We start from the raw sequence: 25,610 nt of genomic DNA on the forward strand, positions 1-25,610 counted from the left end.
CTGCGTGCATAATGAAAAATATCACATTTTGTCTGAGTTACCGGAGAGTCCATGTCACTACAGAATTTAACGCGCTTTCCCCGTCTGGAGTTTATCGGCGCGCCGACGCCGCTGGAGTACCTGCCGCGATTTTCTGATTATCTGGGACGCGATATTTTTATTAAGCGCGATGACGTGACGCCGATGGCGATGGGGGGCAATAAGCTGCGCAAGCTGGAGTTTCTGGCGGCCGACGCGCTGCGCGAAGGCGCGGATACGCTTATTACTGCCGGGGCCATTCAGTCCAACCATGTTCGTCAGACGGCCGCCGTGGCGGCAAAACTCGGTCTTCACTGCGTGGCTCTGCTGGAAAACCCGATTGGCACGCGGGCGGAAAACTATCTCACCAACGGTAACCGCCTGCTTTTAGACCTGTTTAACGTGCAGGTGGAGATGGTGGATGCGTTGACCGACCCGACCGCGCAGCTCGACGATCTGGCCACGCGTCTGGAAGCGCAGGGTTTCCGCCCCTACGTTATTCCCGTCGGCGGTTCGAACGCGCTGGGCGCGCTGGGCTATGTGGAAAGTGCGCTGGAAATCGCCCAGCAGTGCGAGGGCGCCGTTAGCCTCTCGTCAGTCGTTGTCGCCTCCGGAAGCGCGGGCACGCATGCCGGGCTGGCGGTGGGGCTGGAACAGCTTCTGCCGGATGTCGAGCTGATTGGCGTGACGGTTTCCCGCAGCGTCGCGGACCAGAAGCCAAAAGTAGTGGCGCTGCAACAGGCGATGGCAGAGCAACTGGAGCTGAAGGCCAGGGCCGAGATCCTGCTCTGGGATGACTATTTTGCGCCGGGCTACGGCACGCCTAATGAAGAGGGGATGGAAGCCGTTAAGCTGCTGGCGCGCCTTGAAGGTATACTGCTCGATCCGGTCTATACGGGTAAAGCGATGGCCGGGCTTATCGATGGCATTGCGCAGAAACGCTTTAAGGATGAAGGGCCGATTTTATTTGTGCACACCGGCGGGGCGCCCGCGCTGTTTGCTTATCATCCTCATGTCTAAAAATCAGGTCGAAAAATAATAATGCAAGAAAGTATTCAACTGGTTATTGATTCCCTGCCATTCCTGCTGAAAGGTGCGGTATTCACGCTACAGCTCAGTATCGGCGGGATGTTCTTCGGTCTTGTGCTGGGCTTTGTACTGGCCTTAATGCGCATGTCGCCCATCCTGCCGGTACGCTGGCTGGCGCGCTTTTATATTTCCGTGTTTCGCGGTACGCCGCTTATCGCCCAGCTCTTTATGATCTACTACGGTTTACCGCAGTTCGGCATCGAGCTGGATCCGATCCCGGCGGCGATGATTGGCCTGTCGCTTAACACGGCGGCCTATACCTCCGAAACCCTGCGCGCGGCGATCTCGTCGATTGATAAAGGCCAGTGGGAAGCGGCGGCCAGTATCGGGATGACGCCGTGGCAGACGCTGCGACGCGCCATTCTGCCGCAGGCGGCGCGGGTAGCGCTTCCGCCGCTGAGCAACAGCTTCATCAGCCTGGTAAAAGATACCTCTCTGGCGGCAACCATTCAGGTGCCGGAGCTGTTCCGTCAGGCGCAGCTCATTACCTCGCGCACCCTTGAAGTTTTCACCATGTATCTGGCCGCCTCGCTGATCTACTGGGTGATGGCGACGGTGTTGTCTGCTCTGCAAAACTACTTTGAAAACCAGCTTAACCGCCAGGAGCGTGATCCAAAATGAGTGCAATTGACGTCAAAAACCTGGTGAAAAAATTCCACGGGCAAACGGTGCTCCACGGCATCGACCTGGAAGTTGAGCAGGGAGAAGTCGTGGCGATTATTGGGCCGAGCGGGTCGGGGAAAACCACGCTGCTGCGTAGTATCAACCTGCTTGAGCAGCCGGAAGGGGGCACCATTCGGGTTGGGGAGATAACGATTGATGCCGGTAAATCCATCAGCCAGCAGAAAGGGTTGATTCGCCGCCTGCGTCAGCATGTTGGCTTTGTGTTCCAGAGCTTCAATCTATTCCCGCACCGCACGGTGCTGGAAAATATTATTGAAGGACCGGTCATTGTAAAAGGTGAGCCCAAAGAGGAAGCGACGGCACGCGCCCGCGAGTTGCTCGCCAAAGTCGGGCTGGCAGGGAAAGAGACCAGCTATCCGCGCCGCCTGTCGGGCGGACAGCAGCAGCGCGTGGCCATCGCGCGCGCGCTGGCGATGCGCCCTGACGTGATCCTGTTTGATGAACCGACCTCCGCGCTCGATCCAGAACTGGTGGGTGAGGTGCTGAACACCATCCGCCAGCTGGCGCAGGAAAAACGCACGATGGTTATCGTGACCCATGAAATGAGCTTTGCGCGCGACGTGGCGGACAGAGCCATCTTTATGGACCAGGGGCGGATTGTGGAGCAGGGACCGGCGAAAAGCTTATTTGCTAACCCCCAGCAGCCGCGAACCCGTCAGTTCCTGGAAAAATTCCTTATGCAGTAGCATTTATGTACTCATTTGCTCCAGAAAGTTCTTCTGGAGCAAATTATTCTCGCTCTTCGCCTTAAACGGTGTTCTTTTATTCTACCCGAACAGAATAATCCTTATCCATAGCACAGTTAATTGTGCTAGTGCCGATATTTTGTAGTTAGAAATAAGTTTTATGTGTTAGGTTATATTCACCATAATAATGATTATCTTTTCAGAGGCTTCTTTTAGTAAGTATGAAGGATTCAGACTTTTTCACCTGGCGACGGGATTGCTCCCTGCGGTTTCAGGAATTGACCTGTGCCGCCGAGGTATATCATGAACTTCAGCGACAAACTCAGGCGCTGGAATTCGATTATTACTCACTCTGTGTGCGCCATCCGGTGCCGTTTACGCGGCCTAAAATTGCTGTGCATGCCACTTATCCGCAACAGTGGCTGGCGCAATATCAATCAGAGAACTATTTCACCATCGATCCGGTGCTAAAGCCGGAGAATTTCATTCAGGGGCATTTACCCTGGACGGACGAATTATTTGCGGATGCTCAGGAATTATGGCATAGGGCGCAGGACTTCGGTCTACGTTCGGGAATAACTCAGTGTCTGATGCTGCCTAATCATGCGCTCGGCTTCCTCTCAGTTTCCCGTACTCGCGCGCAGGAAGGACCGTTTGCCGGCGAGGAAATAGAGTTGCGGCTGCAGATGCTGGTGCAAATGGCATTAACCGCGCTGCTGCGTTTTGAAGATAAGATGGTTATGCCGCCTGAGATGAAATTCAGCAAACGCGAACGAGAAATTTTGAAATGGACCGCGGAAGGGAAGACGTCGGCGGAAATAGCGATTATTCTCTCTATTTCAGAGAATACGGTTAACTTCCATCAGAAGAATATGCAGAAAAAATTTAATGCGCCAAACAAGACGCAGATTGCCTGTTATGCGGCGGCTACGGGACTGATCTGATTAGAGAGTACGTTCTGCGTGACAGACGAGTGGACGGCTGAATGCACTGCATCCAGCCGTTTTTTGTTACTGGCGGTACGCTTGTTTGATTTGCTTAACGGTGTTAGCAAATACGGCCGATTCCGCCTGGTCTTCCATCTGCGCGATTTGTTTTTCCATTTTAATGATCACACGACCAGCATCAGCCTGGCCCATCGCCTGCAGCATCAGCGTTAGCAGCGCTTTCAGGCAGTTTACTTCCTGTGCCAGTTCCTGGTTATTCTCCGCAGTGGCAAATTCAGGTGTGCTCATTTATTTTCCTCATTATTAAACGGCGCTAAAGCGCGACGACGAAAGTCAAGGCGGCGGAGTATACCACAAGCTGCAGCAAAAAATGCAGCGGTTGTTTTTCGTACTTTTACGCCAGTGTTTATTTGCGTAAACAGAGCCAGCCGGTAAACTGATGTTCTGGTACGGCTATTAATTGTTTGCGCCTGGTTTACTTGCCGTTAATTATTGTTACAAAAATTGAGAACAGTTTTTCCGCGAGGAAAGCGTGCAAGCTTTTTGTAACTTTTTGAATACAGATGCTTAAAAAAAGCCGCAAAAGCTCTGATGGCAAGGGCTCTCTTTCCATGGACTGTACAGGCTAATTTCCAAAAACGAGAGCAAAATCGAATAGCCGATTTTTTAACGTTTTAATCTTGTGATGAAAACCGTTAATATAAGCCAAATTATCACTCAGTAGCGTTATCCCTATTCTGGAGACATTTCCTTTGATCAACGTCCTTCTTGTTGATGACCACGAACTGGTGCGCGCAGGGATACGACGCATTCTTGAAGATATTAAAGGTATTAAAGTTGCCGGTGAGGCGTGCTGTGGGGAAGATGCCGTAAAATGGTGCCGCACAAACTCGGCCGATGTGGTGCTGATGGATATGAATATGCCCGGTATCGGTGGCCTTGAGGCAACACGCAAAATCGCGCGTACCTTTGTTGATACAAAAGTCATCATGCTGACCGTGCATACTGAAAATCCGCTTCCCGCGAAGGTGATGCAGGCGGGGGCAGCCGGTTACCTGAGCAAAGGCGCCGCACCGCAGGAGGTCGTCAATGCTATCCGTTCTGTATTTGCCGGGCAGCGTTACATTGCCTCCGACATTGCGCAGCAGATGGCTCTGAGCCAGATCGAACCCGAGAAAACGGAATCACCGTTTGCCAGTTTGTCTGAGCGTGAATTGCAGATTATGCTGATGATCACCAAGGGTCAGAAAGTGAATGAGATCTCAGAGCAGCTGAATCTAAGCCCGAAAACGGTCAACAGCTATCGTTATCGTATGTTCAGTAAACTGAACATTCATGGTGATGTTGAACTGACTCATCTGGCCATCCGGCACGGTTTATGTAACGCGGAGACGTTGTTAAGTCAGTGAGTGATGTATTCGATTCAAAAGCATTTCTGAAAACCGTAACCAGCCAGCCAGGCGTCTATCGGATGTATGACGCTGGCGGTACGGTTATCTATGTGGGGAAGGCCAAAGATCTTAAAAAGCGTCTTTCCAGCTATTTCCGCAGTAACCTTGCCTCCCGTAAGACCGAAGCGCTGGTCTCACTCATTCAGAATATTGATGTCACCGTGACGCATACGGAGACGGAAGCGCTGCTGCTTGAGCACAACTATATTAAGCTCTACCAGCCGCGCTATAACGTGCTGCTGCGGGACGACAAATCCTATCCGTTTATCTTTCTGAGTGGTGACACCCATCCGCGCCTGGCGATGCACCGCGGCGCAAAACACGCGAAAGGGGAATATTTCGGCCCCTTCCCGAATGGCTATGCCGTGCGAGAGACGCTGGCGCTGCTGCAAAAAATCTTCCCGATCCGCCAGTGTGAAAACAGCGTCTACCGCAACCGCTCGCGCCCGTGTTTACAGTACCAGATTGGGCGTTGCCTTGGCCCCTGTGTTGCCGGGCTGGTCAGTGAAGACGAGTATGCGCAGCAGGTGGAATACGTACGTCTGTTCTTAGCTGGCAAAGACGATCAGGTTTTAACCCAGCTGATCGCCAGAATGGAAAAAGCCAGCGCCGCGCTTGAGTTCGAAGAGGCTGCGCGGATCCGCGACCAGATCCAGGCGGTGCGCAGAGTCACTGAGAAACAGTTTGTCTCAAATACCGGCGACGATCTCGACGTTATTGGCGTGGCCTTCGACGCCGGCATGGCCTGCGTGCATGTGCTGTTTATTCGCCAGGGCAAAGTGCTCGGCAGCCGCAGCTATTTCCCGAAGGTGCCTGGCGGCACCGAGCTGGGTGAAGTGGTGGAAACCTTTGTTGGCCAGTTTTATCTTCAGGGCAGCCAGATGCGTACGCTGCCCTCGGAGATCCTGCTCGATTTTAGCCTTGATGACAAAACCCTGCTGGCCGATTCGCTTTCCGAACTGGCCGGTCGTCGGGTCAATGTTCAAACCAAACCGCGCGGCGACCGTGCACGCTATCTGAAGCTGGCGCGGACCAACGCGGCGACGGCGCTCACCACTAAACTGTCCCAGCAATCGACGGTTAGCCAGCGTCTAACCGCGCTGGCGACGCTCCTGAAGTTGCCGGAAGTGAAGCGAATGGAATGTTTCGATATCAGCCATACGATGGGTGAGCAGACGGTGGCGTCCTGCGTGGTATTTGACGCCAACGGCCCGCTGCGCGCCGAGTATCGCCGCTATAACATCACCGGCATCACGCCGGGTGACGACTATGCTGCCATGAATCAGGTGCTGCGCCGTCGCTACGGTAAAGCGATTGAAGAGAGCAAGATCCCGGACGTGATTCTTATCGACGGTGGGAAAGGGCAGCTAGGTCAGGCGAAAGCGGTATTCGAGTCGCTCGACGTTGAGTGGGACAAAAACCATCCGCTGCTGTTAGGCGTGGCAAAAGGGGCCGATCGTAAGGCCGGTCTGGAAACGCTGTTTTTTGAGCCGGAAGGTGAGGGTTTCAGCCTGCCGCCGGACTCCCCGGCGCTGCACGTCATCCAGCATATTCGCGATGAGTCGCACGACCATGCCATCAGCGGCCACCGCAAAAAACGGGCGAAGGTCAAAAACACGAGCACGCTTGAGACTATTGAGGGCGTTGGGCCAAAACGCCGCCAGATGCTGCTGAAGTATATGGGCGGATTGCAAGGATTACTCAACGCCAGTATGGAGGAAATTGCAAAAGTGCCGGGTATTTCGCAAGGGCTGGCAGAAAAGATCTACTACTCGTTGAAACATTGAGGGCTCTGTAGCAACATAGAGCTAAATTTTACTGACAACAAATAGTTACCGTCACTATGCAATATAATATCCCTACGTTGCTCACTCTCTTTCGTGTTGTACTTATTCCGTTCTTTGTGCTGGCGTTTTACCTGCCGGTCGTCTGGGCACCGTTCGCCTGCGCATTGATCTTCCTTATTGCAGCGGTAACTGACTGGTTTGATGGCTATCTGGCGCGCCGCTGGAACCAGAGCACCCGTTTCGGCGCCTTTCTCGATCCGGTAGCGGATAAAGTGATGGTCGCGATCGCGATGGTGCTGGTGGCTGAGCACTATCATACCTGGTGGGTGACGCTGCCCGCCGCAACTATGATTGGCCGTGAGATCATCATCTCTGCGCTGCGTGAGTGGATGGCGGAGCTGGGGAAACGCAGCAGCGTGGCGGTATCCTGGATTGGTAAAGTGAAAACCACCGCGCAGATGGCCTCGCTGGTGTGGATGCTCTGGCGCCCGAACGCCTGGGTTGAGTGGGCGGGCATCGGTCTCCTGTGGGTCGCGGCGGTGCTGACGCTGTGGTCAATGCTGCAATATTTGAACGCTGCGCGCGGGGATTTGCTTGATCAGTGATCGTTTCGCCGTAATTTTCAGCAAACAATCCAGACAAGCAAAAAATAACGTTGACTCATCACGTCATATCAGTAGAATGCAACGCATCGAACGGCGGCACAGCAAGCCGGACGATAATGAAATCAAGTGGTTAGCTGTTAACTTGATAACATGCGGGAATAGCTCAGTTGGTAGAGCACGACCTTGCCAAGGTCGGGGTCGCGAGTTCGAGTCTCGTTTCCCGCTCCAGATTAAAGACATGCGCAATTGCGGGTGTCAGTTAGAAAAGTTTTACGGCGCGTTAGCAAAGCGGTTATGTAGCGGATTGCAAATCCGTCTAGTCCGGTTCGACTCCGGAACGCGCCTCCACTTTCTTCCCGAGCCCGGATGGTGGAATCGGTAGACACAAGGGATTTAAAATCCCTCGGCGTTCGCGCTGTGTGGGTTCAAGTCCCACTCCGGGTACCATGGGAAACAAAGAATAATCAAAGCAATAAGCAGTGTCGTTAAACCACCGAAAGGTGGTTTTTTTGTGCCTGAAATCCACTTTCTTGCATCATTGGTATTATTCAGTTATTCAGTTATTCAGTTATTCAGTTATTCAGTTATTCAGTTATTCAGTTATTCAGTTATTCAGTTATTCAGTTATTCAGTTATTCAGTTATCCAGAGCGAAGGTGTATTTGTCGGCGATACGACAGGGATTCGCGAAGATGCATTGCATCAGTACCCCTGTCATATCGCCGATATCATTCTGCGCTCAGGTTGTCAGAAATATTCACGCTTGCCACGGACTGAACTTTCCATGCGCCATTTTCTTTGACCATGCAGTCAATCACGGTGTGATCCCGCTTTTTGCCGAATGATATATACACCTGCATGCATGCGGCATCGTAATCTAATGCCCGCGCACTGACGATGCCCCAGTCATCATCATATCCCTGGGCCTTTATGAACATATCGACGTCAGGCACGTCATATTCATCCGGATCCAGCTTATCCATGGCTTTGAGCTTGCTGATTGTTTCGCGGGTAACGTATCGGCTCAGCGCTTCATAGTTTTTTATTGGCTCTTTCCCACTAAGAATCTGCGAGATGTACCACTTATTAAACTGAAGGGCGGCGGATGCCTCAGGGGGTAGCTTCTGTGCAGCTGATACGAGAGTGGGCAGAAGCAGGGCAGCAAGAATTATTTTTTTCATGTTAGTCATGCCTGTATATTGCATACGCTGGCTTTACTTCCCGGTATTCTTTTCCCGGATACATTGTTCGCTGAACAAAATCAGAGTACCAGATGCCGTTCCCGCCATAGATGCATGCATGGCCATAGGGGTGGTGGGCTGTAGGCTGGATCACTGCCACGTCACCCTCAACAGGCTCGCCGTAAATCTGATGGAAGCCAGCCAAAATCAAATTGCTTTTCATATCCTTAGCATAATGTGTGTTCTGCAGATTAGCATCGCCAGCGCGAATGGCTTTTGAAACAAATTCTGCACATCTTTTCTGGCTATGCTCGCCCGCATGCTGGCGGGCATAAACTGCGGCTTTATGGGCACTCCACATAATTTAATCCCTTATAGACTTAATGGTTAACAAGGGAAACATTACGCCTGTAAGTTGCAGTTTTTTGTAAATAAGGGTGATCGGAATTAAACCACTATCTGTTTGGATAATGGTGTTTGGTTAATCCATACGGCATCTTTATGCCCGCTATCGCGGGCGTTTTAATATCCACCCAAATACGCCTTCCTCACCTCCTGATTTCCCAGCAGCTCCTCGCCGCTGCCGCTCAACCGGATCTGCCCGTTAACCATCACATATCCGCGGTCGGAAAGCTTCAACGCATGGTGCGCATTCTGCTCCACCAGAAAAATGGTCATGCCGTTGCGGGCCAGCTCGCGCAGCGTCTGGAAGATCTGTTTCACAACTATCGGCGCTAAGCCCAGGCTCGGTTCATCCAGCAACAGCAGCCTGGGACGGCTCATCAGCGCCCGGGCGATCGCCAGCATCTGCTGTTCCCCGCCGGACATGGTCATCGCGCGCTGCTTGCGCCTCTCCTTGAGGCGAGGGAACAGGTCGAACATGGTTTGCATATCTTCAGCCGCAAACCGGTTGCCGATGGGGATAGTTCCCATCAGCAGGTTCTCTTCGACGGTCATATCCGGGAAGACACGCCGGCCTTCAGGCGCCTGCGCAATGCCGCCGGAGGCGACATAGTGGGTGGATTGATGGCTAATGTCGTCACCACTGAACAGAATCTGCCCGCTCCGGATGCGCGGCTGGCCAAAGATAGACATCAGCAATGTCGATTTACCCGCGCCGTTCGCGCCAATCAGCGCCACGGTCTCACCTTTATTGACCTCCAGGGAGACCTGCTTCAGCGCCTGAATGGCACCGTAGAACACATCCACCTCGCGAAATGCCAGCAGCGGTTCGGTCATAGGGACACCTCGCTTTCGTCCGTACCCAGGTAGGCAGCAATCACTTTTTCATCATGCTGGATCTGTTCGGGTTTCCCTCTGGCAATGACATCGCCGTGGTCGAGCACGATAATGTCGTCCGAAATCTCCATCACCATCCCCATATCATGTTCAATCAGTAAGACCGTGATGTCATGACGATCGCGCAGGAAACGAATAATGCTGCTCAGCTTATGCGTTTCGACCGGGTTAAGCCCGGCGGCGGGCTCATCGAGACAGATCATCTCGGGCCCGGTACACATTGCCCGGGCGATTTCCAGTCGCCGCTGCTGCCCGTACGACATCTCTCCCGCCAGGCGATTGGCGCACTCCACCAGGTCCACCACCTCCAGCCAGTAGAAGGCCCTGTCCAGGGCATCGCTTTCCGCCCGCCGATATGCCGGCGTGTTTAAGATCCCGGCGAGCAGATTGCGGTTAACGCGCATATGCTGCGCAACCAGCAGGTTTTCCACGACAGACATCTCGCGAAAAAGGCGGATGTTCTGAAAGGTGCGCGCCAGCCCGGCGCGGTTCACCAGGTGCGTTCCACCAAACATTTTGTAGAACAGGCGCTGCCCGAACTGCGCGGGGTTAATCCAGTCGCCCGGCTGGAATTTTTGTCCGAGGACCTGAATAACGTTGGTCGTTTTAGTGCGGGTAGAAAATAAAATATTGCCGCCGGAGGCCTTATAGAAACCCGTCAGGCAGTTAAACACGGTTGTTTTTCCCGCTCCGTTTGGCCCGATAAGAGCGGTAATGGAGCCGCGCTGCACGTCCAGATTAACGTCGTTAAGCGCCTTAATCCCACCGAAGTGCATCATCAAATGTTCCACGCGCAATATCGTCCCGTTCATGGCGCCACGCCCTTACGCACGGCAAACCCGCTGCGGTTAATGCGGATCAGGCCGCGTGGACGCCAGATCATCATCACCACCATCAGCATGCCAAACAGCAGGACGCGGTACTCCGCAAAACTGCGCAGCAGCTCCGGCGTTACCGTAAGCACGAAGGCGGCCAGCACCACGCCAAGGGTCGAGCCCATGCCGCCCAGCACCACGATGGCGAGGATCAGCGCGGATTCAAAGAAAGTAAAGGAGGTCGGATTCACAAACCCCTGATAGGTTGCGAAGAACACCCCGGCAATCCCCGCGGTCGACGCGCCCAGCGTAAAGGCGGAGAGCTTCACCAGGACGTGATTCAACCCCATCGAGCGGCAGGCAATTTCGTCTTCTCGCAGGGCTTCCCACGCCCGGCCAATCGGCATCCGCGTCAGGCGGTGTTTGACGTAGAGCACCAGCATCACCACCAGGAACAGCACCGCGTAGATAAAAATAAACTTCATGTTCGGGTTGTAGGTCAGGTGGAAAAACTCGTGAAAAGGCACGCCGCCTTCTTTCGCGCGTCGTCCAAATTCCAGGCCGAAAAAGGTGGGGGGAGGGGCTGACACGCCGTTGGGGCCGCCGGTGAAGGTCAGCCAGTTGTTCAGGATCAGGCGAATGATCTCCCCGAACCCGAGGGTGACGATCGCCAGATAGTCGCCGTGCATGCGCAGTACCGGGAAACCGAGCAGGGCACCGGCGGCGGCGGCCATGATTGCCGCCAGCGGCAGCATGCTCCAGAAGCCTAACCCCAGATACTGATACCCCAGCGCCAGACCGTACGCGCCAATCGCGTAGAAGGCGACGTACCCCAGGTCCAGCAGGCCGGCCAGCCCCACGACGATGTTCAGCCCCAGACCGAGAAGCACGTAGATCAGCCCGAGAATGGCGACGGTCAGTACATACTTGGTGGCGACAAACGGGAAGCAAACCGCAAGCGCAATCAACAGAGGAATAATCCAGCGCATGCGGCTTTTGTAGTCCGGTGGCCTAACATAGACGCCCGCGTTATCAGCTTCGAAGCGCGCCTGGAAACGAGCGCCCGCGGGGGTACCCAAAAAAGCGCTCAAGAGAAAACGCCCCAGCATTACAATGCCGACCATCCAGGCCAGCCGTTGTCCGGCAAAGTTAAAGCTGTACCCGTCCAGCACCACGCCAGCAATCGGGCCGAAGATAATCAGCGCAATCAGCCCGGAAAAAATCGCGTCCAGAACGCAGCGCTTTAGAGAAAAACCGTGCGATGTCATCATTCTCTTCCTCACACTTTGGCCACAACCGGACGCCCGAGCAGACCCTGGGGCCGGAAAATCAGGATCAGGACCAGCAGGCCAAACGAGAAGACATCTTTATAGTCCGAGTTCACCATGCCCGAGAACTGGGCTTCCGCGACGCCCAGGATTAGGCCACCGAGCATAGCGCCGGGCAGGGAACCGATACCGCCGAGCACCGCCGCCGTAAAGGCCTTAATGCCAATCACAAACCCGACGTAGAAATCAAAGGTGCCGTAATTCATGGTGATGAGCACGCCCGCCAGGCCGGCCATCGCCGCGCCGATAACAAAGACCAGGGAGATAATCCGGTCGGTGTTGATCCCCAGAATAGAGGCCATTTTGCGATCCTGCTGAACCGCGCGGCACATCCGCCCCAGCCGGGTATGGTTGATTATCCACGTAAGCACCAGCATGCCGGCAAACGAGGCGAGCAGAATAAACACTTTGGTGTAGGTTATCTGCACGAACCCGTCGCCAAGATGCAGTCGAATCACGCCGTCGAGCATGGTCGGCACCCCTTGCTGGCGCGGGCCCTGGCTCAGCTGGGCGTAGTTTTGCAGGATAAGCGACATCCCGATGGCGGAGATAAGTGGCGCCAGGCGCGTGGAGTTGCGCAGCGGCCTGTAGGCGATACGCTCGATAGTCCAGCCGTACACGCCAGTTACCGCGATGGTGAACACCAGCGTACCCAGAATCAGCAGGGGGAAGGACTCAAGCCCGAAGAAAGAGAGCAGCGCCAGACCAATGGCGCAGAGATAGGCGGAAATCATATACACTTCGCCGTGGGCGAAATTGATCATCCCGATAATGCCGTACACCATGGTGTAGCCGATGGCGATCAGGCCGTAGACGGAGCCCAGCGTTAAGCCATTGACTAACTGCTGCAGGAAGAATGTACTCATCTTAGCGCGCTCGTTTTATAGGCTGCGCGAGGCGCGCAGGCCTGATGTTTATTACGCGCCGACGGGCAAGCCCGCCGACGTTGAGCGTGATTCCGTCCCGTTACTGCACTTCCTTATATTTTCCCTTGTCGTCCCACTGGTAAACCACGTAGTCAGACACTTTCAGGTCGCCTTTGCTGTCCCAGGCTTTTTTGCCCATCACCGTGTCGACGGAATTGGCTTTCAGCCACTCGCTGGCTTTCGCGGAATCCTTGCCGCCGGTGGCCTTGAAAGCTGCGGCAATGGCCTGTACGGAGGCATAGGAGTAGAGGGTATAACCTTCCGGCTCGAATTTACCGGCGCGGAATTTGTCGATAACCGCTTTACCGTCCGGGATCAGGCGCGGATCTTTACCAAAGGTCATGTAAATGCCGTTGGTATATTGCGGGCCGCCCGCTGCCGTCACCATCTCTTCGTTGACAATGCAGTCGCCGGAGAAGAATTTCGCCTGCACCCCCTGTTCACGCATCTGGCGAACCAGCGGGCCAGCTTCCGGGTGACAGCCGCCGAAGAACACCACGTCCGGTTTTTGCGCGCCGATCTTCGTCACCAGCGCGTTAAAGTCTTTTTCACCGCGGGATAAACCTTCATACATCACATCCTTGACCCCGCGCTTCGCCAGCGCCGCTTTAGTGGCATCAGCCAGTCCCTGTCCATAGGTGTCTTTATCGTGAATGATGACCACGCGTTTGGCTTTCAGCTTGTCGATGATGAAGTCGCTGGCGACCTGACCCTGCTGGTCGTCGCGGCCGCACATGCGGAACATGTCGCTCATGCCGCGTTCGGTGATCTGCGGGTTAGTTGAGCCAGGAGTAATCGCGATGATGCCCGCGTCGCTATACACCTCGGAGGCGGGCATGGTGGAAGAGGAGCAGAAATGGCCGACCACGGCGTTGACCTTATCCTGGTCGACTAAGCGGTTGGCGACGGCCACCGCCTGCTTAGGCTCGCAGGCGTCATCCCCCTGAACCAGTTTGATCTTCTCACCGTTAATACCGCCTGCGGCGTTAATGTCTTCGGCGGCCTGCGTTGCGCCGTGCCAGTACTGATCGCCGTAGGTGGCATTAGGGCCCGTGAACGGTCCGGCGACACCGATCACGATATCTGCCCGGGCGGAAAATGCCGTTACCAGACAACCGGCCAGCACAAGAGAAACAGGCGTTTTGATAAATTTCAGCGACATTATTATGTTCCTTAGCAAAGAGGTTTTTGCACCACGGCGTAAGCCTGAACGCCCAGGGCGCAGCCAATCCAAAAACACGAGCAAGAACAAAATGCACTAAACGAACGGCATCCTGCGTGATACGGCGAGGTTTCCATGCGCAGCGTCGCGCGAAGAACAGCAAGCAAAAACGTTGCCAGAATGGTTAACCCCTTGACGGGGTTATGACATGTTTGAGTATAGAGCGCCGCGTTATCTCGCCCTGCGCCAGGAGAAGAATTTACAGCGGAGATCACACATCGTTAACAATAAAGCCCATAAGTTGTGCAACGGTCACGATTTGCACACTTTTGCAGCAATATAGACCTAAACTTCAGCCAGGGCAGGCGTGCGATCTGTGGTAGGATCCTTTCCTTTTTTATCAGGAGTGTCCGCGATGACGGAAGGTCCATTAAATGAAAGCGAAATGGCGTGGCTGGAAGAGACATTAATGTCTTACGGTCATGACGATGCGTCCGTGATTGACGTGTCCGAACTGGACGGCATGCTTACTGCAGTGCTTTCCGGCCCTGTTGTCGTTGAGCCAGATGCCTGGCTGGTGGCGGTGTGGGGCGGGGAGAAGTACATCCCGCGCTGGAAAAACGATCGTGAAATGAACCGTTTTATCGATCTCTGCTTTAAGCATATGAACGACATTGCCGAGCGCCTGAGTGAATACCCGGATCAGTTTGAGCCGCTGTTCGGCTATAACGACGTTGACGGTGAGAGTTACACCGTGGTCGAAGAGTGGTGCTATGGCTACATGCGCGGCGTGGCGCTGACGGACTGGTCAGCCTTGCCGGAAACCCTGAAGGCCGATCTCGACGTGATTGCCCTGCACGGAACGGAAGAGAACAGCGAGAAGCTGGATGAACTGTCCGAAGAGGAGTATATCGCCAGCATCGAGAGCATCCAGCCTGCGGCTCTGCGCTTATACAACTACTGGGTGGAGAACCCGCAGCAGCCGGAAGCGAAGAAGCCTGTCGTGAACGGCACGAAAGTGGGGCGTAACGATCCGTGTCCTTGCGGCAGCGGGAAGAAGTTTAAGAGCTGCTGCCTGCACTGATAAAAAAAGGGGCTGATGATAGCCCCTTTTATCTTTAACCCACTTCCGGCAGCATCCCGGCGGCAATCAACACCTGCACCAGAATAATCATTACCCCGCAGCCAAACACAACGCACAGCAGCGGTTTTCCTCCCGCGACGCGATATCCTTGCTGAGGATGCTGCTGACGGCTTTTCCACGCCAGCAGGGAAGGGAGCAGCAGGGCCAGGACAGAGAGCGCCACCCCCGCGTAGCCCAGCGCCATCACAAACCCGCGAGGGTAAAACAGCGCAAACGCCAGCGGCGGCAGGAAGGTAATGGCTCCGGTCTGTAACCGCCCGGCGGCAGTATTGCGACGCTGGAACAGGTCGGCCAGGTAATCGAACAGGCCGAGCGCTACGCCCAGGAACGAGGTCGCGAGCGCCAGGTCGGCGAACAGGTGAACCGCCAGCTCCACGTGCGGCGAGGTGACCACCTCGCGCAGCGACAACAGAAAACCGTTCAGGCCAGCGTGCTGCGCCATCAGCCCGACGAAGGTTGAAGAGTCAATGCTACCCAGCGTCACCAGCTGCCAGAAAATGTAGGCGATCAGCGGAATGGCGCTGCCGATAACAAACACACGACGCAGCTTGCGGACATCACCGTTCATATAGCTGACGATGCTCGGCACGCTGCCGTGGAAGCCAAACGAGGTGAAAATGACCGGGATGGCGGAAAGCGCCAGCCCTTGCTCCAGCGGCAGCGTCAGCAGGTTCACCTTGTGCACGTGCGGTGCCAGCAGCGCCAGCATGACAACCAGAAACAGAATTTTGGCGCTGAACAGAAAGCGGTTAAAGAGATCGACCAGCGATGTGCCCACGCAGACCACGCCGCCGCCAATAAGCGCAAAGAAGATAGCCCCCGTTGCAGGGGTAATGTCAGAGCCAAACCAGTCGTTGACGCTGGAGGCGATTAACTCCCCGGCACCGCTGATATACGCGGCCGTGAGGGCGTACATCAGGAACATCATGCTAAAGCCGGTGATCCACTGGCCGTAGCGTCCCAGATAGCGCACCGCCAGCGAACCCAGCCCGGTATCGGCGGGCACATGCTGGTAAACCTCAAGCAGCAGCAGTGCGGTATAGCACATTAATGCCCAGAGCGTGCCAAGCAGCAGCAGGGTCATCCCAAATCCCACTCCCGCGGCAGCCAGAGGCATTGCCAGCATTCCTGCGCCAATCGTCGTTCCGGCGACGATAAAAATACTTCCCAGGGTTCTGTTCTTCACGCTTTCCTCTACAACGACGCTTAACCGCAACAAAATCTGCGGCGCAGAGTAAGGCAAAAGCGGTAATTCGTCAAACCACCGTTACAAGGCGTGTAATGAAAGGTTTACGTATTGCGCTACTGCTCATCCTGAGTGGGGCGACGGTCAGACGTGACGTAAGTAAGGCGTACGGGGAATAAAATGCGTGTTTTAATGCAGGGGAAAGGTAAATTAACGCGGCGCCGGAAACCGGCACCGCGCTGATATTAATTCTGCGTATCGAGAGTCGACAGTTCTTTATCAATAAAGTAAAGTCCTTCGCCGGATTTACCCACCAGGGATAATTTATCCAGCACGGATTTAAACAGCTTCTCTTCTTCGTGTTGTTCCGCAACGTACCACTGCAGGAAATTAAAGGTTGGATAATCCTGGCCGATCATTGCCGCATGAACCAGTTCGTTAATTTTCTGGGTGATCAGCTGTTCGTGCTCGTAGGTGGCGCGGAACAGTTCGTCGAGAGAATTATATTCAGCAAAAGGCGATGCCACGTTCTCAATGCGCGGCAGGCTGCCCGTATCGGTCAGATAATCAAACAGGCGCTGCATGTGGGTCATCTCTTCCTGGGCGTGACGACGCAGAAACGCGGCCGCACCTTCAAAGCTGTGATAGCTGCACCAGGCGCTCATCTGCTGGTAGAGAAGGGATGAATAGAGCTCAAGGTTCATTTGTGCATTGAGCTTGTCGATCATTTCAGTTTTCAGCATGGTGGCGCTCCGGATTATTATTACGGGTTCATAATGAGCGACACTATAATTTGTTATTTAATTATTTGCAAAACGTAAAATTAAATATTTGTTCGTTTAAAATACGAATGGGAATAAAACGCATTGGCGATATTTATTTTTATTAATGCGAATTATTTTTGTTCTTAGTTAAATAAAGCGCCAGCAAACGCTGGCAGCTTTGATTAATACCAGGGATTATTTGCCTTAGGGTTAACGGCATACCCCATGCACTTATACTGGATAGTAACGCTCTCGTTCAGGCACAAAGAGCCGCTTGTCAGGGTACAGGTTTTGACCGGCTGCCCGTAGGCAGAGGCGGTGGCATAGCCCATGTTCTGACAGGCTTTTACCGCGGTACCGTTATTAACATATTCATCGGACCAGGCGTTTTGCAGCACGGCCTGGCCATAGTCGAGGCGGACAATGCCGTTCGGTGCGTCGAGGCTGCTGATTTCCGCCTGGCGTTTAACGCTGCATCCCGCGAGCAGCAGGACTGTAGCGGCTACGATGGCTCTTTTCATGGTTCGCTCTGAGTGGATGGAAATACGTTATCGTACCCGCAGATGCCCGCTGCAATGCCAGGAATAGCCGGACGATCTACCCTCACTCTTTGCAACGGACGGCGTAGATCCTCCCCTTCACAAAATTGTGAGCGTTCATTTGGTTTTTAAAACTGCATTTCATTTACTTTGAAAGTCTGTTTATTTGATGCCAGAATGAACGGGAACAGGTATCCATGGCGGGGAGCGCCCGCAGCGCATTCTGGAGAGACACGATGAAAATTGCACTGATGATGGAAAACAGCCAGGCGGCTAAAAACCCAGTCATATTAAAAGAGCTGAAAACGGTAGCCGATGAAAAAGGGTTCCCGGTTTACAACGTGGGTATGAGCGACGAAAACGATCATCACCTGACCTACATCCACCTGGGCATTATGGCGAGCATTTTGCTGAATGCGAGAGCGGTGGATTTCGTGGTCACCGGCTGCGGCACCGGGCAGGGGGCGCTGATGTCGTTAAACATCCACCCTGGCGTGATATGCGGCTACTGCATCGATCCCGCAGACGCGTTTCTCTTCGCGCAAATCAATAACGGCAATGCGCTCTCGCTGCCTTTTGCCAAAGGGTTTGGCTGGGGAGCGGAGCTAAACGTTCGCTTTATCTTTGAAAAGGCGTTTACCGGCCGAAAAGGGGAGGGTTATCCTCCAGAGCGTAAAGAGCCGCAGGTGCGTAACGCCGGTATTCTGAACCAGGTAAAAGCGGCCGTGGTAAAAGATAACTATCTTGACTCGCTGCGCGCCATCGATCCTGAGCTGGTGAAGACCGCTGTTTCCGGCCCGCGTTTCCAGCAGTGCTTCTTTGAAAATTGCCAGGATAAGGCGATAGAGGATTTTGTTCGCAGTATCGTGGGTTAATGCGCACTGCGCAGTTTAAATTGTGATATGCGTCACAAAAATATTGATTTTTGTGACGATGGTCATATTATAGGAACATTGACAATAAAGTTGTATAACAAGTTAATGGAGCATCACAATGAAACTGCGCAAAATCCTGAAAAGTATGTGGGCCAATTACTGCCGCACCTTTAAAGACGTGCCGCCTGGCGCCATGTTCTGATAAAAAAAAACCTGCTTCGGCGGGTTTTTTTGTGTCCTGCGGCAATGAAGGGCAGATGTCACGGGCCACGTTTTGATACTATGGCGGCCTTTGAATAAGGAGAAACCCCCATGTCACAAAACCTGAGCGCCGATCAGGAACTGGTCTCTGACGTTGTCGCCTGTCAGCTGGTTATCAAGCAAATACTTGATGTTCTGGACGTTATTGCACCGGTTGAAGTGCGCGAGAAGATGTCCACGCAGCTGAAAAACATCGATTTTGCCAGCCATCCCGCGGCTGCCGACCCGGTGACGCTTCGCGCGATCCAGAAAGCCATCGCGCTGATTGAACTGCGTTTTACGCCGCAGGGCGAGTCTCATTAAAACGCGAACGGGCGACCACGCGTGTCGCCCGTTGAAAACGTTAAAAGAAGGTCTGGACCAGCAGGTAGCTCGCCGCGCAGGCGCAGCTCACGCCAATTAGCCCCGGCAGAATAAAGCTGTGGTTAATGATGAATTTGCCTATGCGGGTTGTTCCCGAGCGGTCAAAGCCGATGCAGGCTAAATCACTCGGGTAGGTCGGCAGAACAAAATAGCCGTAGGACGCCGGGAAGAAGGCGATCAGCATTTTTGGATCGATGCCCAACATCAATCCCATCGGCGCCACGGCCGTCAGGGCCGCCGCCTGGCTGTTTACCAGCTTCGACACCAGGAAAAGCACGATGGCATACGTCCACGGATGGCTTTTCACCACCCCTTCCAGCGCCAGCTTTAACTCATCGAGATGCGCCTGGAAAAAGGTATCGCTCATCCACGCCACCCCGAACACCGAGAAGATCGCCACCATACCGGCCTTGAATACCGCACCGTTTGAGATGGCTGAGGCATTGACCTTGCAGGCCATCAGCATCACGGCACCGGCAATGAGCATCATCATCTGAATGACGAGGTTCATCGACAGGGCCGTCATTTTACCTTTCAGTTCGAAGGCCGGGCGCAGTTCGGGGAAAGCCCCGAGCAGGACTACCACCGCAATACCGGCAAAGAAAATCCATGTCGACCAGTAGGCCTGCTTCGGAAAACGCTGGTTCATTAACGTCTCCGTGCCGCCATAGATAAACTCGCGCTGTTTGGGATCTTTCAGTTTCTCCTGAAACTCCCCGTCGTCAGCCAAATCTTTCCCCCGACGTAAACTCCACAGGGCCGCGATCGCGACGCCGAAAAGCGAAGCGGGAACCGATACGGCGAGGATTTCCAGGATCCCCCACGCGTGCCCAATCCCATGCTGTGCGGCCAGGATGGAGACCAGCGACACAACGGCGACGGAAACCGGAGACGCGGTGATCGCCATCTGGGATGCCACCGATGCCACCGCCATTGGGCGTTCCGGGCGGATCCCTTTTTTCAGGGCGATATCCGCAATGATGGGGAACATGGTGTAGACCACGTGCCCGGTGCCGCACAGAAAGGTCAGCATCCAGGTGGTAAAAGGGGCGAGAAGCGTGATGTGCTGCGGGTGTTTGCGCAGCAGGCGTTCAGCAAACTGCATCATGACGTTGAGGCCACCCGCGGTCTGCAGGGTAGCGGCACAGCCTATCACCGCGAGAATGGTTAACATGACGTCAACCGGAGGCTTGCCGGGCTGGAGCCCAAAGACAAAACACAAAATAAAAAGGCCAATACCGCTGATTAACCCAAGCCCCATGCCGCCGAAACGTGTTCCCGTCAGCAGGCAGAGGAGAATGACAACAAACTCAATGGTGATCATGCTTTTCCCTCGTCAATGATTATGTAATTAAATAAATCATTACATTTTGTATGGTTAATCATTGAGAGCGAGATCTGATTTGTTAAATTTCAGCAAAAGCAGAGGGTTGGGGAGATAAGAAGAAACCTGCCTCCCTGAACCAGGGCAAAGGCAGGTTAAACGCTTAGTGGTGCTGCACCGTCACAAGATCGAGCAGGTGGCGGTCGGCTTGCTCCGGGCGTAAACCGGCCTGGCGCGCATTGTGGATCTCATCCGCCAGCGTTTTCAGCAGCATACCGTCCTGCTGCTGTTCTTTATCCATATCGCGTAAAAATTTAAGAGTGATGATGTCATGCTGTGCTCTGGCTTCATCGGCCAGCTTGTTGAGCGTCGTACAGCGCTGCTCATGCTCTTCCAGCGTTTTCTGGAACAGTTCTTCCAGAGAAGAGTAATTTTCGTTGATCCCATCAAGGGCTTTAACAACCGGGTTAGCCCCCGCGGCCTTCAGGAAGTTAAAGACGCGCATCATATGGGTGACGTTGCTTTGTGCCTGTGAACGAAAGAACGTGGCAGAGCCCGTGAGACTTTTTTCAGAACACCATGCACTTAGGTGAAGGTGCAGGTTCGAGGCGTAGAACTCAAGGTTCATCTGCGCGTTAAGTTTTTGCATCATCGTTTGGGTAGCCATACTCATATCCTTATAGACTGTGGGACGTGATGTCCGCTGCTTAACCTGACAGCCAGGCAAATACGAAGAAAAACAGAATTGCAATTTTTGCAGTGACTAAAATCGATCGAAAATTCACTTCCTGTGTTCGATATAAATAAGCATACCTTTGTCTTATGATTAAGAAAACTCTTAATTAGGCTGTGTTTACCATACATTACAAAGTTTAATATAGTACAAAAATACAAATATATAGCCACCAAATGAAATTTTATTAACCTGTTGATATTAAAGGTTAAGTATCTTTCGAGGGATACTGATTTACTTTCGTGAACATTTAGCCGGAATAATGCTCTGTAAGAAAAATAAATACAGATGATTCATTTCAAATATATGATGCGTTGCTGAATTTGCGCTAAGTCAATTTTAACGGAATAACGCCTTTTCATGATGCGTTCGTTTTTTTGATGAAAAGCATGGATCCCCGTCAGGGGAGAGCCGCAGCGACATCCGCCGTAAGGCATCAGGGATTTCTTAGCTAATCTTATGGATAATTCTGCTTACCCTGCTTTCATTTGTCAGACAATTCCTACCTTTTTTATGTCATTTTTCGCTGAATTTATGTACGCAATTACTGTAATTCTGCGGTGTGATGGGGCTCTCTTATGGATGATTAATTTCCCGCTAAAACTATCACCAGCAATAACGCTTATGACGAGGTAAGCGCTAATGCCTTGTTTTAAGTCCGATTAAATAAGAAGCACGCAAATCTTCCCTACAGAAAAGAATGCTAAAGCTGGAGTTTACCATGCACAAATTTACTAAAGCGCTGGCGGCCATCGGTCTGGCTGCCGTTATGTCACAATCCGCTATCGCTGAGAATTTAAAACTCGGTTTTTTGGTAAAACAGCCGGAAGAACCCTGGTTCCAGACCGAATGGAAATTCGCTGATAAAGCCGGAAAAGATTTAGGTTTTGAAGTGATTAAAATCGCCGTGCCGGACGGTGAAAAAACCCTGAACGCCATCGACAGCCTGGCGGCCAGCGGCGCGAAAGGCTTTGTTATCTGCACTCCGGATCCAAAACTCGGATCGGCAATTGCGGCGAAAGCCCGCGGTTACGACATGAAGGTTATTGCGGTTGACGATCAGTTCGTTAACGCCAAAGGCAAACCGATGGACAGCGTTCCGCTGGTCATGATGGCGGCGACCAAAATTGGTGAACGTCAGGGGCAGGAGCTTTATAAAGAGATGCAGAAACGCGGCTGGGATGTGAAAGAGACCGCCGTCATGGCCATCACCGCAGACGAGCTGGACACGGCGCGTCGTCGTACGACCGGATCAATGGACGCGCTGAAAGCGGCCGGCTTCCCTGAAAAACAGATCTATAAAGTGCCAACCAAATCTAACGACATCCCGGGCGCCTTTGACGCGGCGAACTCTATGCTGGTCCAGCACCCGGAAGTGAAGCACTGGCTGGTGGTCGGCATGAACGACAACACCGTGCTGGGCGGCGTGCGCGCGACGGAAGGTCAGGGCTTCAAGGCGCCTGACGTTATCGGGATCGGCATCAACGGCGTGGATGCGGTGAGCGAGCTGTCCAAAGCGCAGGCCACCGGCTTCTACGGCTCTCTGCTGCCAAGCCCGGACGTTCACGGCTACAAATCCAGCGAAATGCTCTACAACTGGGTAACCAAAGGGGCTGAACCGCCGAAATTTACCGAAGTGACCGACGTGGTGCTGATTACCCGCGACAACTTCAAAGAGGAACTGGCGAAAAAGGGATTGGGCGGTAAGTAATACGCTGTGATTGTGCCCCTTACTCGCCGTAAGGGGCCAGACGTACACACTACAGGAATCACGGAGTCGTTATGCAACAGTCTAATCCGTATCTCTCTTTTCGCGGCATCGGGAAAACGTTTCCCGGTGTTAACGCGCTGACCGATATCAGCTTCGACTGCTATGCCGGCCAGGTTCATGCCCTGATGGGGGAAAACGGAGCGGGGAAATCCACGCTGCTAAAAATCCTCAGCGGCAACTACGCGCCAACAACCGGCACGCTGGCCATTCGCGGTGAAGAGGTGGCCTTTGCCGATACCACGGCGGCGCTCAACGCCGGTGTCGCCATTATCTATCAGGAACTGCACCTCATCCCTGAGATGACCGTGGCCGAAAATATCTATTTAGGCCAGCTTCCGCACAAAAGCGGCGTGGTGAATCGTTCGCTACTTAATTATGAAGCGGGGCTGCAGCTTAAGCATCTTGGTCTGGACGTCGATCCCCAGACCCCGCTGAAATACCTCTCCATCGGCCAGTGGCAGATGGTTGAAATTGCCAAGGCGCTGGCGCGTAACGCCAGGGTTATTGCCTTTGATGAACCCACCAGTTCGCTTTCCGCACGTGAAATTGAAAACCTGTTCCGCGTGATCCGCGAGCTGCGGCAGGAAGGCCGCACCATTTTGTACGTGTCGCACCGCATGGAGGAGATATTTGCCCTGAGCGATGCCATCACCGTATTTAAGGATGGGCGCTATGTGCGCACCTTTACCGATATGCAGCAGGTTAACCATGACCAGCTTGTTCAGGCGATGGTCGGGCGCGATCTGGGCGATATCTATCACTGGAAACCGCGCGAGTACGGCCCCGAGCGCCTGCGTCTGGACAACGTCAAAGCGCCGGGCGTGCGAACGCCGGTTTCGTTATCCGTACGCAGCGGTGAGATCGTCGGTCTGTTTGGCCTTGTTGGGGCGGGGCGCAGCGAGCTGATGAAAGGGTTGTTCGGCGGTACACGCATTACCGCAGGGCAGGTCTCCATTGACGGCGAGCAGGTGGATATCCAGAAACCCGCCCACGCAATCAGGGCCGGGATGATGCTCTGCCCGGAAGACCGCAAGGCGGAGGGGATCATTCCGGTGCATTCGGTGCGCGACAACATCAACATTTCCGCCCGGCGTAAATTTATCCGCGCGGGTTGCCTGATTAACGACGGCTGGGAGTCGAGCAACGCCGACCATCATATTCGCTCGCTGAATATCAAAACGCCGGGACCGGAACAGCTGATTATGAATCTGTCAGGAGGAAACCAGCAGAAGGCCATTTTAGGCCGCTGGCTGTCGGAGGATATGAAGGTCATTCTGCTTGACGAGCCGACGCGCGGTATCGATGTGGGCGCAAAACACGAGATTTACAACGTGATATATGAACTGGCAAAACGCGGCGTGGCGGTGCTGTTCGCCTCCAGCGATCTGCCTGAGGTGCTTGGCGTTGCTGACCGCATTGTAGTGATGCGCGAAGGCGAAATCGCCGGTGAATTACTTCATGAACAGGCGAATGAACAACAGGCGTTGAACCTCGCCATGCCTAAAGTCAGCCAGGCTGTCGCCTGAGTAAGGAGTTAATGATGTCCTCTGTTACTACATCCGGAGCGCCGAAGTCGGCTTTTAGTTTTGGACGCATCTGGGATCAGTACGGCATGCTGGTGGTCTTTGCCGCACTCTTCATCGCCTGTGCAATCTTCGTCCCTAATTTTGCCACCTTCATTAATATGAAAGGGCTGGGACTGGCGATTTCCATGTCCGGCATGGTGGCCTGCGGCATGCTCTTCTGTCTGGCCTCCGGTGATTTCGACCTGTCGGTGGCCTCGGTTATCGCCTGCGCGGGCGTCACCACGGCGGTGGTGATCAACATGACGGAAAGCCTGTGGATTGGCGTTTTTGCCGGTCTGTTGCTCGGCGTGATCAGCGGTCTGGTGAACGGTTTTGTTATCGCACGCCTGAAGATTAATGCCCTGATTACCACGCTTGCAACGATGCAGATAGTCCGTGGTCTGGCCTATATCATTTCCGACGGTAAAGCGGTAGGGATTGAAGACGAGCGCTTCTTTACGCTGGGCTACGCCAACTGGCTGGGCCTGCCTGCGCCTATCTGGCTCACCGTGGCCTGCCTGATCCTGTTCGGCTTCCTGCTGAACCGCACCACCTTTGGTCGTAACACGCTGGCGATCGGCGGCAATGAAGAAGCGGCCCGTCTGGCAGGGGTGCCGGTTGTACGCACCAAGATTATTATCTTCGTGCTCTCCGGGCTGGTCTCCGCCGCGGCGGGGATTATTCTGGCGTCGCGTATGACCAGCGGCCAGCCAATGACGTCTATCGGTTATGAGCTGATCGTCATCTCGGCGTGCGTTTTAGGGGGCGTTTCCCTCAAGGGAGGCATCGGAAAAATCTCATATGTGGTGGCCGGTATCCTGATTTTGGGCACGGTGGAAAACGCCATGAACCTGTTGAATATTTCGCCGTTCTCTCAGTACGTCGTGCGCGGCCTGATCCTGCTGGCAGCCGTGATTTTCGACCGTTACAAGCAAAAAGCGAAGCGTACCGTGTAACCCCAGCGCTGACTTTTTATTGCTCAACTAATAACCATAGTTGACCCCTGAACCGCCTCGCCAGTTTTGCTGGCGGGGCGGTTGTCAAATGGCGAGGCCCATCACACTGTCTATACTTACATGGCTATGAAAGAGGTAAAGGCGTTTACCTC

General features: G+C 53.8%; 27 protein-coding genes, 3 tRNA genes and 1 pseudogene. 17 read left to right on the forward strand and 14 right to left on the reverse strand.

What is annotated here, in order from left to right; all coding sequences use genetic code 11:
* Positions 1 to 51: 51 nt before the first annotated feature.
* The 4 genes from dcyD (at position 52) to sdiA (ending at position 3,421) form a co-directional block, all read left to right on the forward strand.
* Complete coding sequence (dcyD, locus tag APT89_RS02180) at positions 52 to 1,038, forward strand: D-cysteine desulfhydrase (RefSeq protein ID WP_060571693.1); 987 nt, start codon at positions 52 to 54, stop codon at positions 1,036 to 1,038.
* A gap of 21 nt (positions 1,039 to 1,059) precedes the next feature.
* Complete coding sequence (tcyL, locus tag APT89_RS02185; RefSeq protein ID WP_028013677.1) at positions 1,060 to 1,728, forward strand: cystine ABC transporter permease; 669 nt, start codon at positions 1,060 to 1,062, stop codon at positions 1,726 to 1,728.
* Positions 1,725 to 2,477, forward strand: a complete 753-nt coding sequence (tcyN, locus tag APT89_RS02190; RefSeq protein ID WP_028013676.1) for an L-cystine ABC transporter ATP-binding protein TcyN — start codon at positions 1,725 to 1,727, stop codon at positions 2,475 to 2,477. Before tcyL ends, tcyN begins: the two co-directional genes overlap by 4 nt.
* A 221-nt stretch (positions 2,478 to 2,698) precedes the next feature.
* Entirely contained in the window at positions 2,699 to 3,421 is a 723-nt protein-coding gene (gene sdiA / locus APT89_RS02195; protein ID WP_028013675.1) for a transcriptional regulator SdiA, read from the forward strand.
* A gap of 66 nt (positions 3,422 to 3,487) precedes the next feature.
* Here the strand turns inward: sdiA and APT89_RS02200 are convergent, their stop codons facing one another.
* Together APT89_RS02200 and APT89_RS24760 are read right to left on the reverse strand one after the other, a co-directional pair.
* Positions 3,488 to 3,712 carry a DUF2594 family protein gene (locus APT89_RS02200; protein WP_014832453.1) on the reverse strand — a complete coding sequence of 75 codons (225 nt, stop codon included), beginning with the start codon at positions 3,710 to 3,712 and terminating at the stop codon, positions 3,488 to 3,490.
* A 25-nt stretch (positions 3,713 to 3,737) separates the two neighbouring features.
* Positions 3,738 to 3,806, reverse strand: a pseudogene (locus APT89_RS24760) (hypothetical protein); the annotation flags it as partial.
* A gap of 370 nt (positions 3,807 to 4,176) precedes the next feature.
* Here APT89_RS24760 and uvrY point away from each other — a divergent pair.
* From uvrY to APT89_RS02230, 6 genes are all read left to right on the forward strand, one after another.
* Positions 4,177 to 4,833, forward strand: coding sequence for a UvrY/SirA/GacA family response regulator transcription factor (gene uvrY / locus APT89_RS02205; RefSeq protein WP_013096026.1), 657 nt, complete (start codon positions 4,177 to 4,179; stop codon positions 4,831 to 4,833).
* The gene (uvrC, locus tag APT89_RS02210) at positions 4,830 to 6,662 is read left to right on the forward strand and encodes an excinuclease ABC subunit UvrC (protein WP_041909391.1); all 1,833 of its coding nucleotides are present in this window, start codon (positions 4,830 to 4,832) and stop codon (positions 6,660 to 6,662) included. The genes uvrY and uvrC overlap by 4 nt, the downstream gene beginning before the upstream one ends.
* 56 nt (positions 6,663 to 6,718) lie before the next feature.
* The gene (gene pgsA / locus APT89_RS02215) at positions 6,719 to 7,267 is read left to right on the forward strand and encodes a CDP-diacylglycerol--glycerol-3-phosphate 3-phosphatidyltransferase (protein ID WP_041909393.1); all 549 of its coding nucleotides are present in this window, start codon (positions 6,719 to 6,721) and stop codon (positions 7,265 to 7,267) included.
* A 152-nt stretch (positions 7,268 to 7,419) separates the two neighbouring features.
* Positions 7,420 to 7,495: transfer RNA gene (locus APT89_RS02220), tRNA-Gly, on the forward strand.
* A gap of 46 nt (positions 7,496 to 7,541) precedes the next feature.
* A tRNA-Cys gene (locus tag APT89_RS02225) sits at positions 7,542 to 7,615 on the forward strand.
* Between the two features lie 12 nt (positions 7,616 to 7,627).
* Positions 7,628 to 7,714, forward strand: a tRNA-Leu gene (locus APT89_RS02230).
* 280 nt (positions 7,715 to 7,994) lie between these two features.
* Here the strand turns inward: APT89_RS02230 and APT89_RS02235 are convergent.
* From APT89_RS02235 to APT89_RS02265, 7 genes are all read right to left on the reverse strand, one after another.
* On the reverse strand, positions 7,995 to 8,447 hold the full coding sequence (locus APT89_RS02235) for a DUF3828 domain-containing protein (RefSeq protein WP_028013673.1): 453 nt from the start codon (positions 8,445 to 8,447) through the stop codon (positions 7,995 to 7,997).
* Between the two features lies 1 nt (position 8,448).
* Positions 8,449 to 8,808, reverse strand: a complete 360-nt coding sequence (locus tag APT89_RS02240; RefSeq protein WP_060571694.1) for a hypothetical protein — start codon at positions 8,806 to 8,808, stop codon at positions 8,449 to 8,451.
* A gap of 161 nt (positions 8,809 to 8,969) precedes the next feature.
* Entirely contained in the window at positions 8,970 to 9,686 is a 717-nt protein-coding gene (locus APT89_RS02245; protein WP_048956505.1) for an ABC transporter ATP-binding protein, read from the reverse strand.
* Positions 9,683 to 10,558 carry an ATP-binding cassette domain-containing protein gene (locus APT89_RS02250; RefSeq protein ID WP_048956507.1) on the reverse strand — a complete coding sequence of 292 codons (876 nt, stop codon included), beginning with the start codon at positions 10,556 to 10,558 and terminating at the stop codon, positions 9,683 to 9,685. The genes APT89_RS02245 and APT89_RS02250 overlap by 4 nt, the downstream gene beginning before the upstream one ends.
* Positions 10,555 to 11,829 carry a high-affinity branched-chain amino acid ABC transporter permease LivM gene (livM, locus tag APT89_RS02255; RefSeq protein ID WP_060571695.1) on the reverse strand — a complete coding sequence of 425 codons (1,275 nt, stop codon included), beginning with the start codon at positions 11,827 to 11,829 and terminating at the stop codon, positions 10,555 to 10,557. Before livM ends, APT89_RS02250 begins: the two co-directional genes overlap by 4 nt.
* An 11-nt stretch (positions 11,830 to 11,840) precedes the next feature.
* Positions 11,841 to 12,755 (reverse strand): ABC transporter permease subunit, encoded by a 915-nt coding sequence (locus tag APT89_RS02260; RefSeq protein WP_060571696.1) that lies wholly within the window; start codon positions 12,753 to 12,755, stop codon positions 11,841 to 11,843.
* Between the two features lie 100 nt (positions 12,756 to 12,855).
* On the reverse strand, positions 12,856 to 13,977 hold the full coding sequence (locus tag APT89_RS02265; RefSeq protein WP_028013667.1) for a branched-chain amino acid ABC transporter substrate-binding protein: 1,122 nt from the start codon (positions 13,975 to 13,977) through the stop codon (positions 12,856 to 12,858).
* A 415-nt stretch (positions 13,978 to 14,392) separates the two neighbouring features.
* On the opposite strand from APT89_RS02265, the gene APT89_RS02270 reads away from it, so the two are divergent.
* Complete coding sequence (locus APT89_RS02270; protein ID WP_049001195.1) at positions 14,393 to 15,061, forward strand: YecA/YgfB family protein; 669 nt, start codon at positions 14,393 to 14,395, stop codon at positions 15,059 to 15,061.
* Positions 15,062 to 15,095: 34 nt separating this feature from the next.
* Here APT89_RS02270 and tyrP read toward each other — a convergent pair whose 3' ends face one another.
* From tyrP to yecR, 3 genes are all read right to left on the reverse strand, one after another.
* The gene (gene tyrP, locus APT89_RS02275; RefSeq protein ID WP_060571697.1) at positions 15,096 to 16,307 is read right to left on the reverse strand and encodes a tyrosine transporter TyrP; all 1,212 of its coding nucleotides are present in this window, start codon (positions 16,305 to 16,307) and stop codon (positions 15,096 to 15,098) included.
* A 245-nt stretch (positions 16,308 to 16,552) separates the two neighbouring features.
* The gene (gene ftnA, locus APT89_RS02280) at positions 16,553 to 17,050 is read right to left on the reverse strand and encodes a non-heme ferritin (RefSeq protein ID WP_028013664.1); all 498 of its coding nucleotides are present in this window, start codon (positions 17,048 to 17,050) and stop codon (positions 16,553 to 16,555) included.
* Between the two features lie 203 nt (positions 17,051 to 17,253).
* Entirely contained in the window at positions 17,254 to 17,592 is a 339-nt protein-coding gene (gene yecR / locus APT89_RS02285) for a YecR family lipoprotein (RefSeq protein ID WP_041909409.1), read from the reverse strand.
* A 254-nt stretch (positions 17,593 to 17,846) separates the two neighbouring features.
* On the opposite strand from yecR, the gene APT89_RS02290 reads away from it, so the two are divergent.
* From APT89_RS02290 to APT89_RS02295, 3 genes are all read left to right on the forward strand, one after another.
* Positions 17,847 to 18,485 carry an RpiB/LacA/LacB family sugar-phosphate isomerase gene (locus APT89_RS02290; RefSeq protein WP_060571698.1) on the forward strand — a complete coding sequence of 213 codons (639 nt, stop codon included), beginning with the start codon at positions 17,847 to 17,849 and terminating at the stop codon, positions 18,483 to 18,485.
* A gap of 118 nt (positions 18,486 to 18,603) precedes the next feature.
* Complete coding sequence (gene azuC / locus APT89_RS23935; protein ID WP_014884364.1) at positions 18,604 to 18,687, forward strand: stress response protein AzuC; 84 nt, start codon at positions 18,604 to 18,606, stop codon at positions 18,685 to 18,687.
* 110 nt (positions 18,688 to 18,797) lie between these two features.
* The gene (locus tag APT89_RS02295; protein ID WP_008500405.1) at positions 18,798 to 19,049 is read left to right on the forward strand and encodes a DUF2766 family protein; all 252 of its coding nucleotides are present in this window, start codon (positions 18,798 to 18,800) and stop codon (positions 19,047 to 19,049) included.
* Positions 19,050 to 19,089: 40 nt separating this feature from the next.
* On the opposite strand, the gene APT89_RS02300 is transcribed toward APT89_RS02295, so the two are convergent.
* Positions 19,090 to 20,433 carry an anaerobic C4-dicarboxylate transporter gene (locus APT89_RS02300; RefSeq protein ID WP_028013661.1) on the reverse strand — a complete coding sequence of 448 codons (1,344 nt, stop codon included), beginning with the start codon at positions 20,431 to 20,433 and terminating at the stop codon, positions 19,090 to 19,092.
* Between the two features lie 163 nt (positions 20,434 to 20,596).
* Positions 20,597 to 21,100 carry a non-heme ferritin-like protein gene (locus APT89_RS02305; protein WP_028013660.1) on the reverse strand — a complete coding sequence of 168 codons (504 nt, stop codon included), beginning with the start codon at positions 21,098 to 21,100 and terminating at the stop codon, positions 20,597 to 20,599.
* A 787-nt stretch (positions 21,101 to 21,887) separates the two neighbouring features.
* Here APT89_RS02305 and araF point away from each other — a divergent pair.
* The 3 genes from araF (at position 21,888) to araH (ending at position 25,458) form a co-directional block, all read left to right on the forward strand.
* On the forward strand, positions 21,888 to 22,877 hold the full coding sequence (gene araF / locus APT89_RS02310) for an arabinose ABC transporter substrate-binding protein AraF (RefSeq protein ID WP_008500409.1): 990 nt from the start codon (positions 21,888 to 21,890) through the stop codon (positions 22,875 to 22,877).
* Between the two features lie 71 nt (positions 22,878 to 22,948).
* Complete coding sequence (gene araG, locus APT89_RS02315; RefSeq protein ID WP_028013659.1) at positions 22,949 to 24,463, forward strand: L-arabinose ABC transporter ATP-binding protein AraG; 1,515 nt, start codon at positions 22,949 to 22,951, stop codon at positions 24,461 to 24,463.
* A 14-nt stretch (positions 24,464 to 24,477) separates the two neighbouring features.
* Positions 24,478 to 25,458, forward strand: a complete 981-nt coding sequence (gene araH, locus APT89_RS02320; protein ID WP_032644894.1) for an arabinose ABC transporter permease AraH — start codon at positions 24,478 to 24,480, stop codon at positions 25,456 to 25,458.
* Positions 25,459 to 25,610 lie beyond the last annotated feature (152 nt).

Source organism: Enterobacter sp. 50588862, assembly GCF_001462935.1.
Taxonomy (GTDB): domain Bacteria; phylum Pseudomonadota; class Gammaproteobacteria; order Enterobacterales; family Enterobacteriaceae; genus Enterobacter; species Enterobacter bugandensis.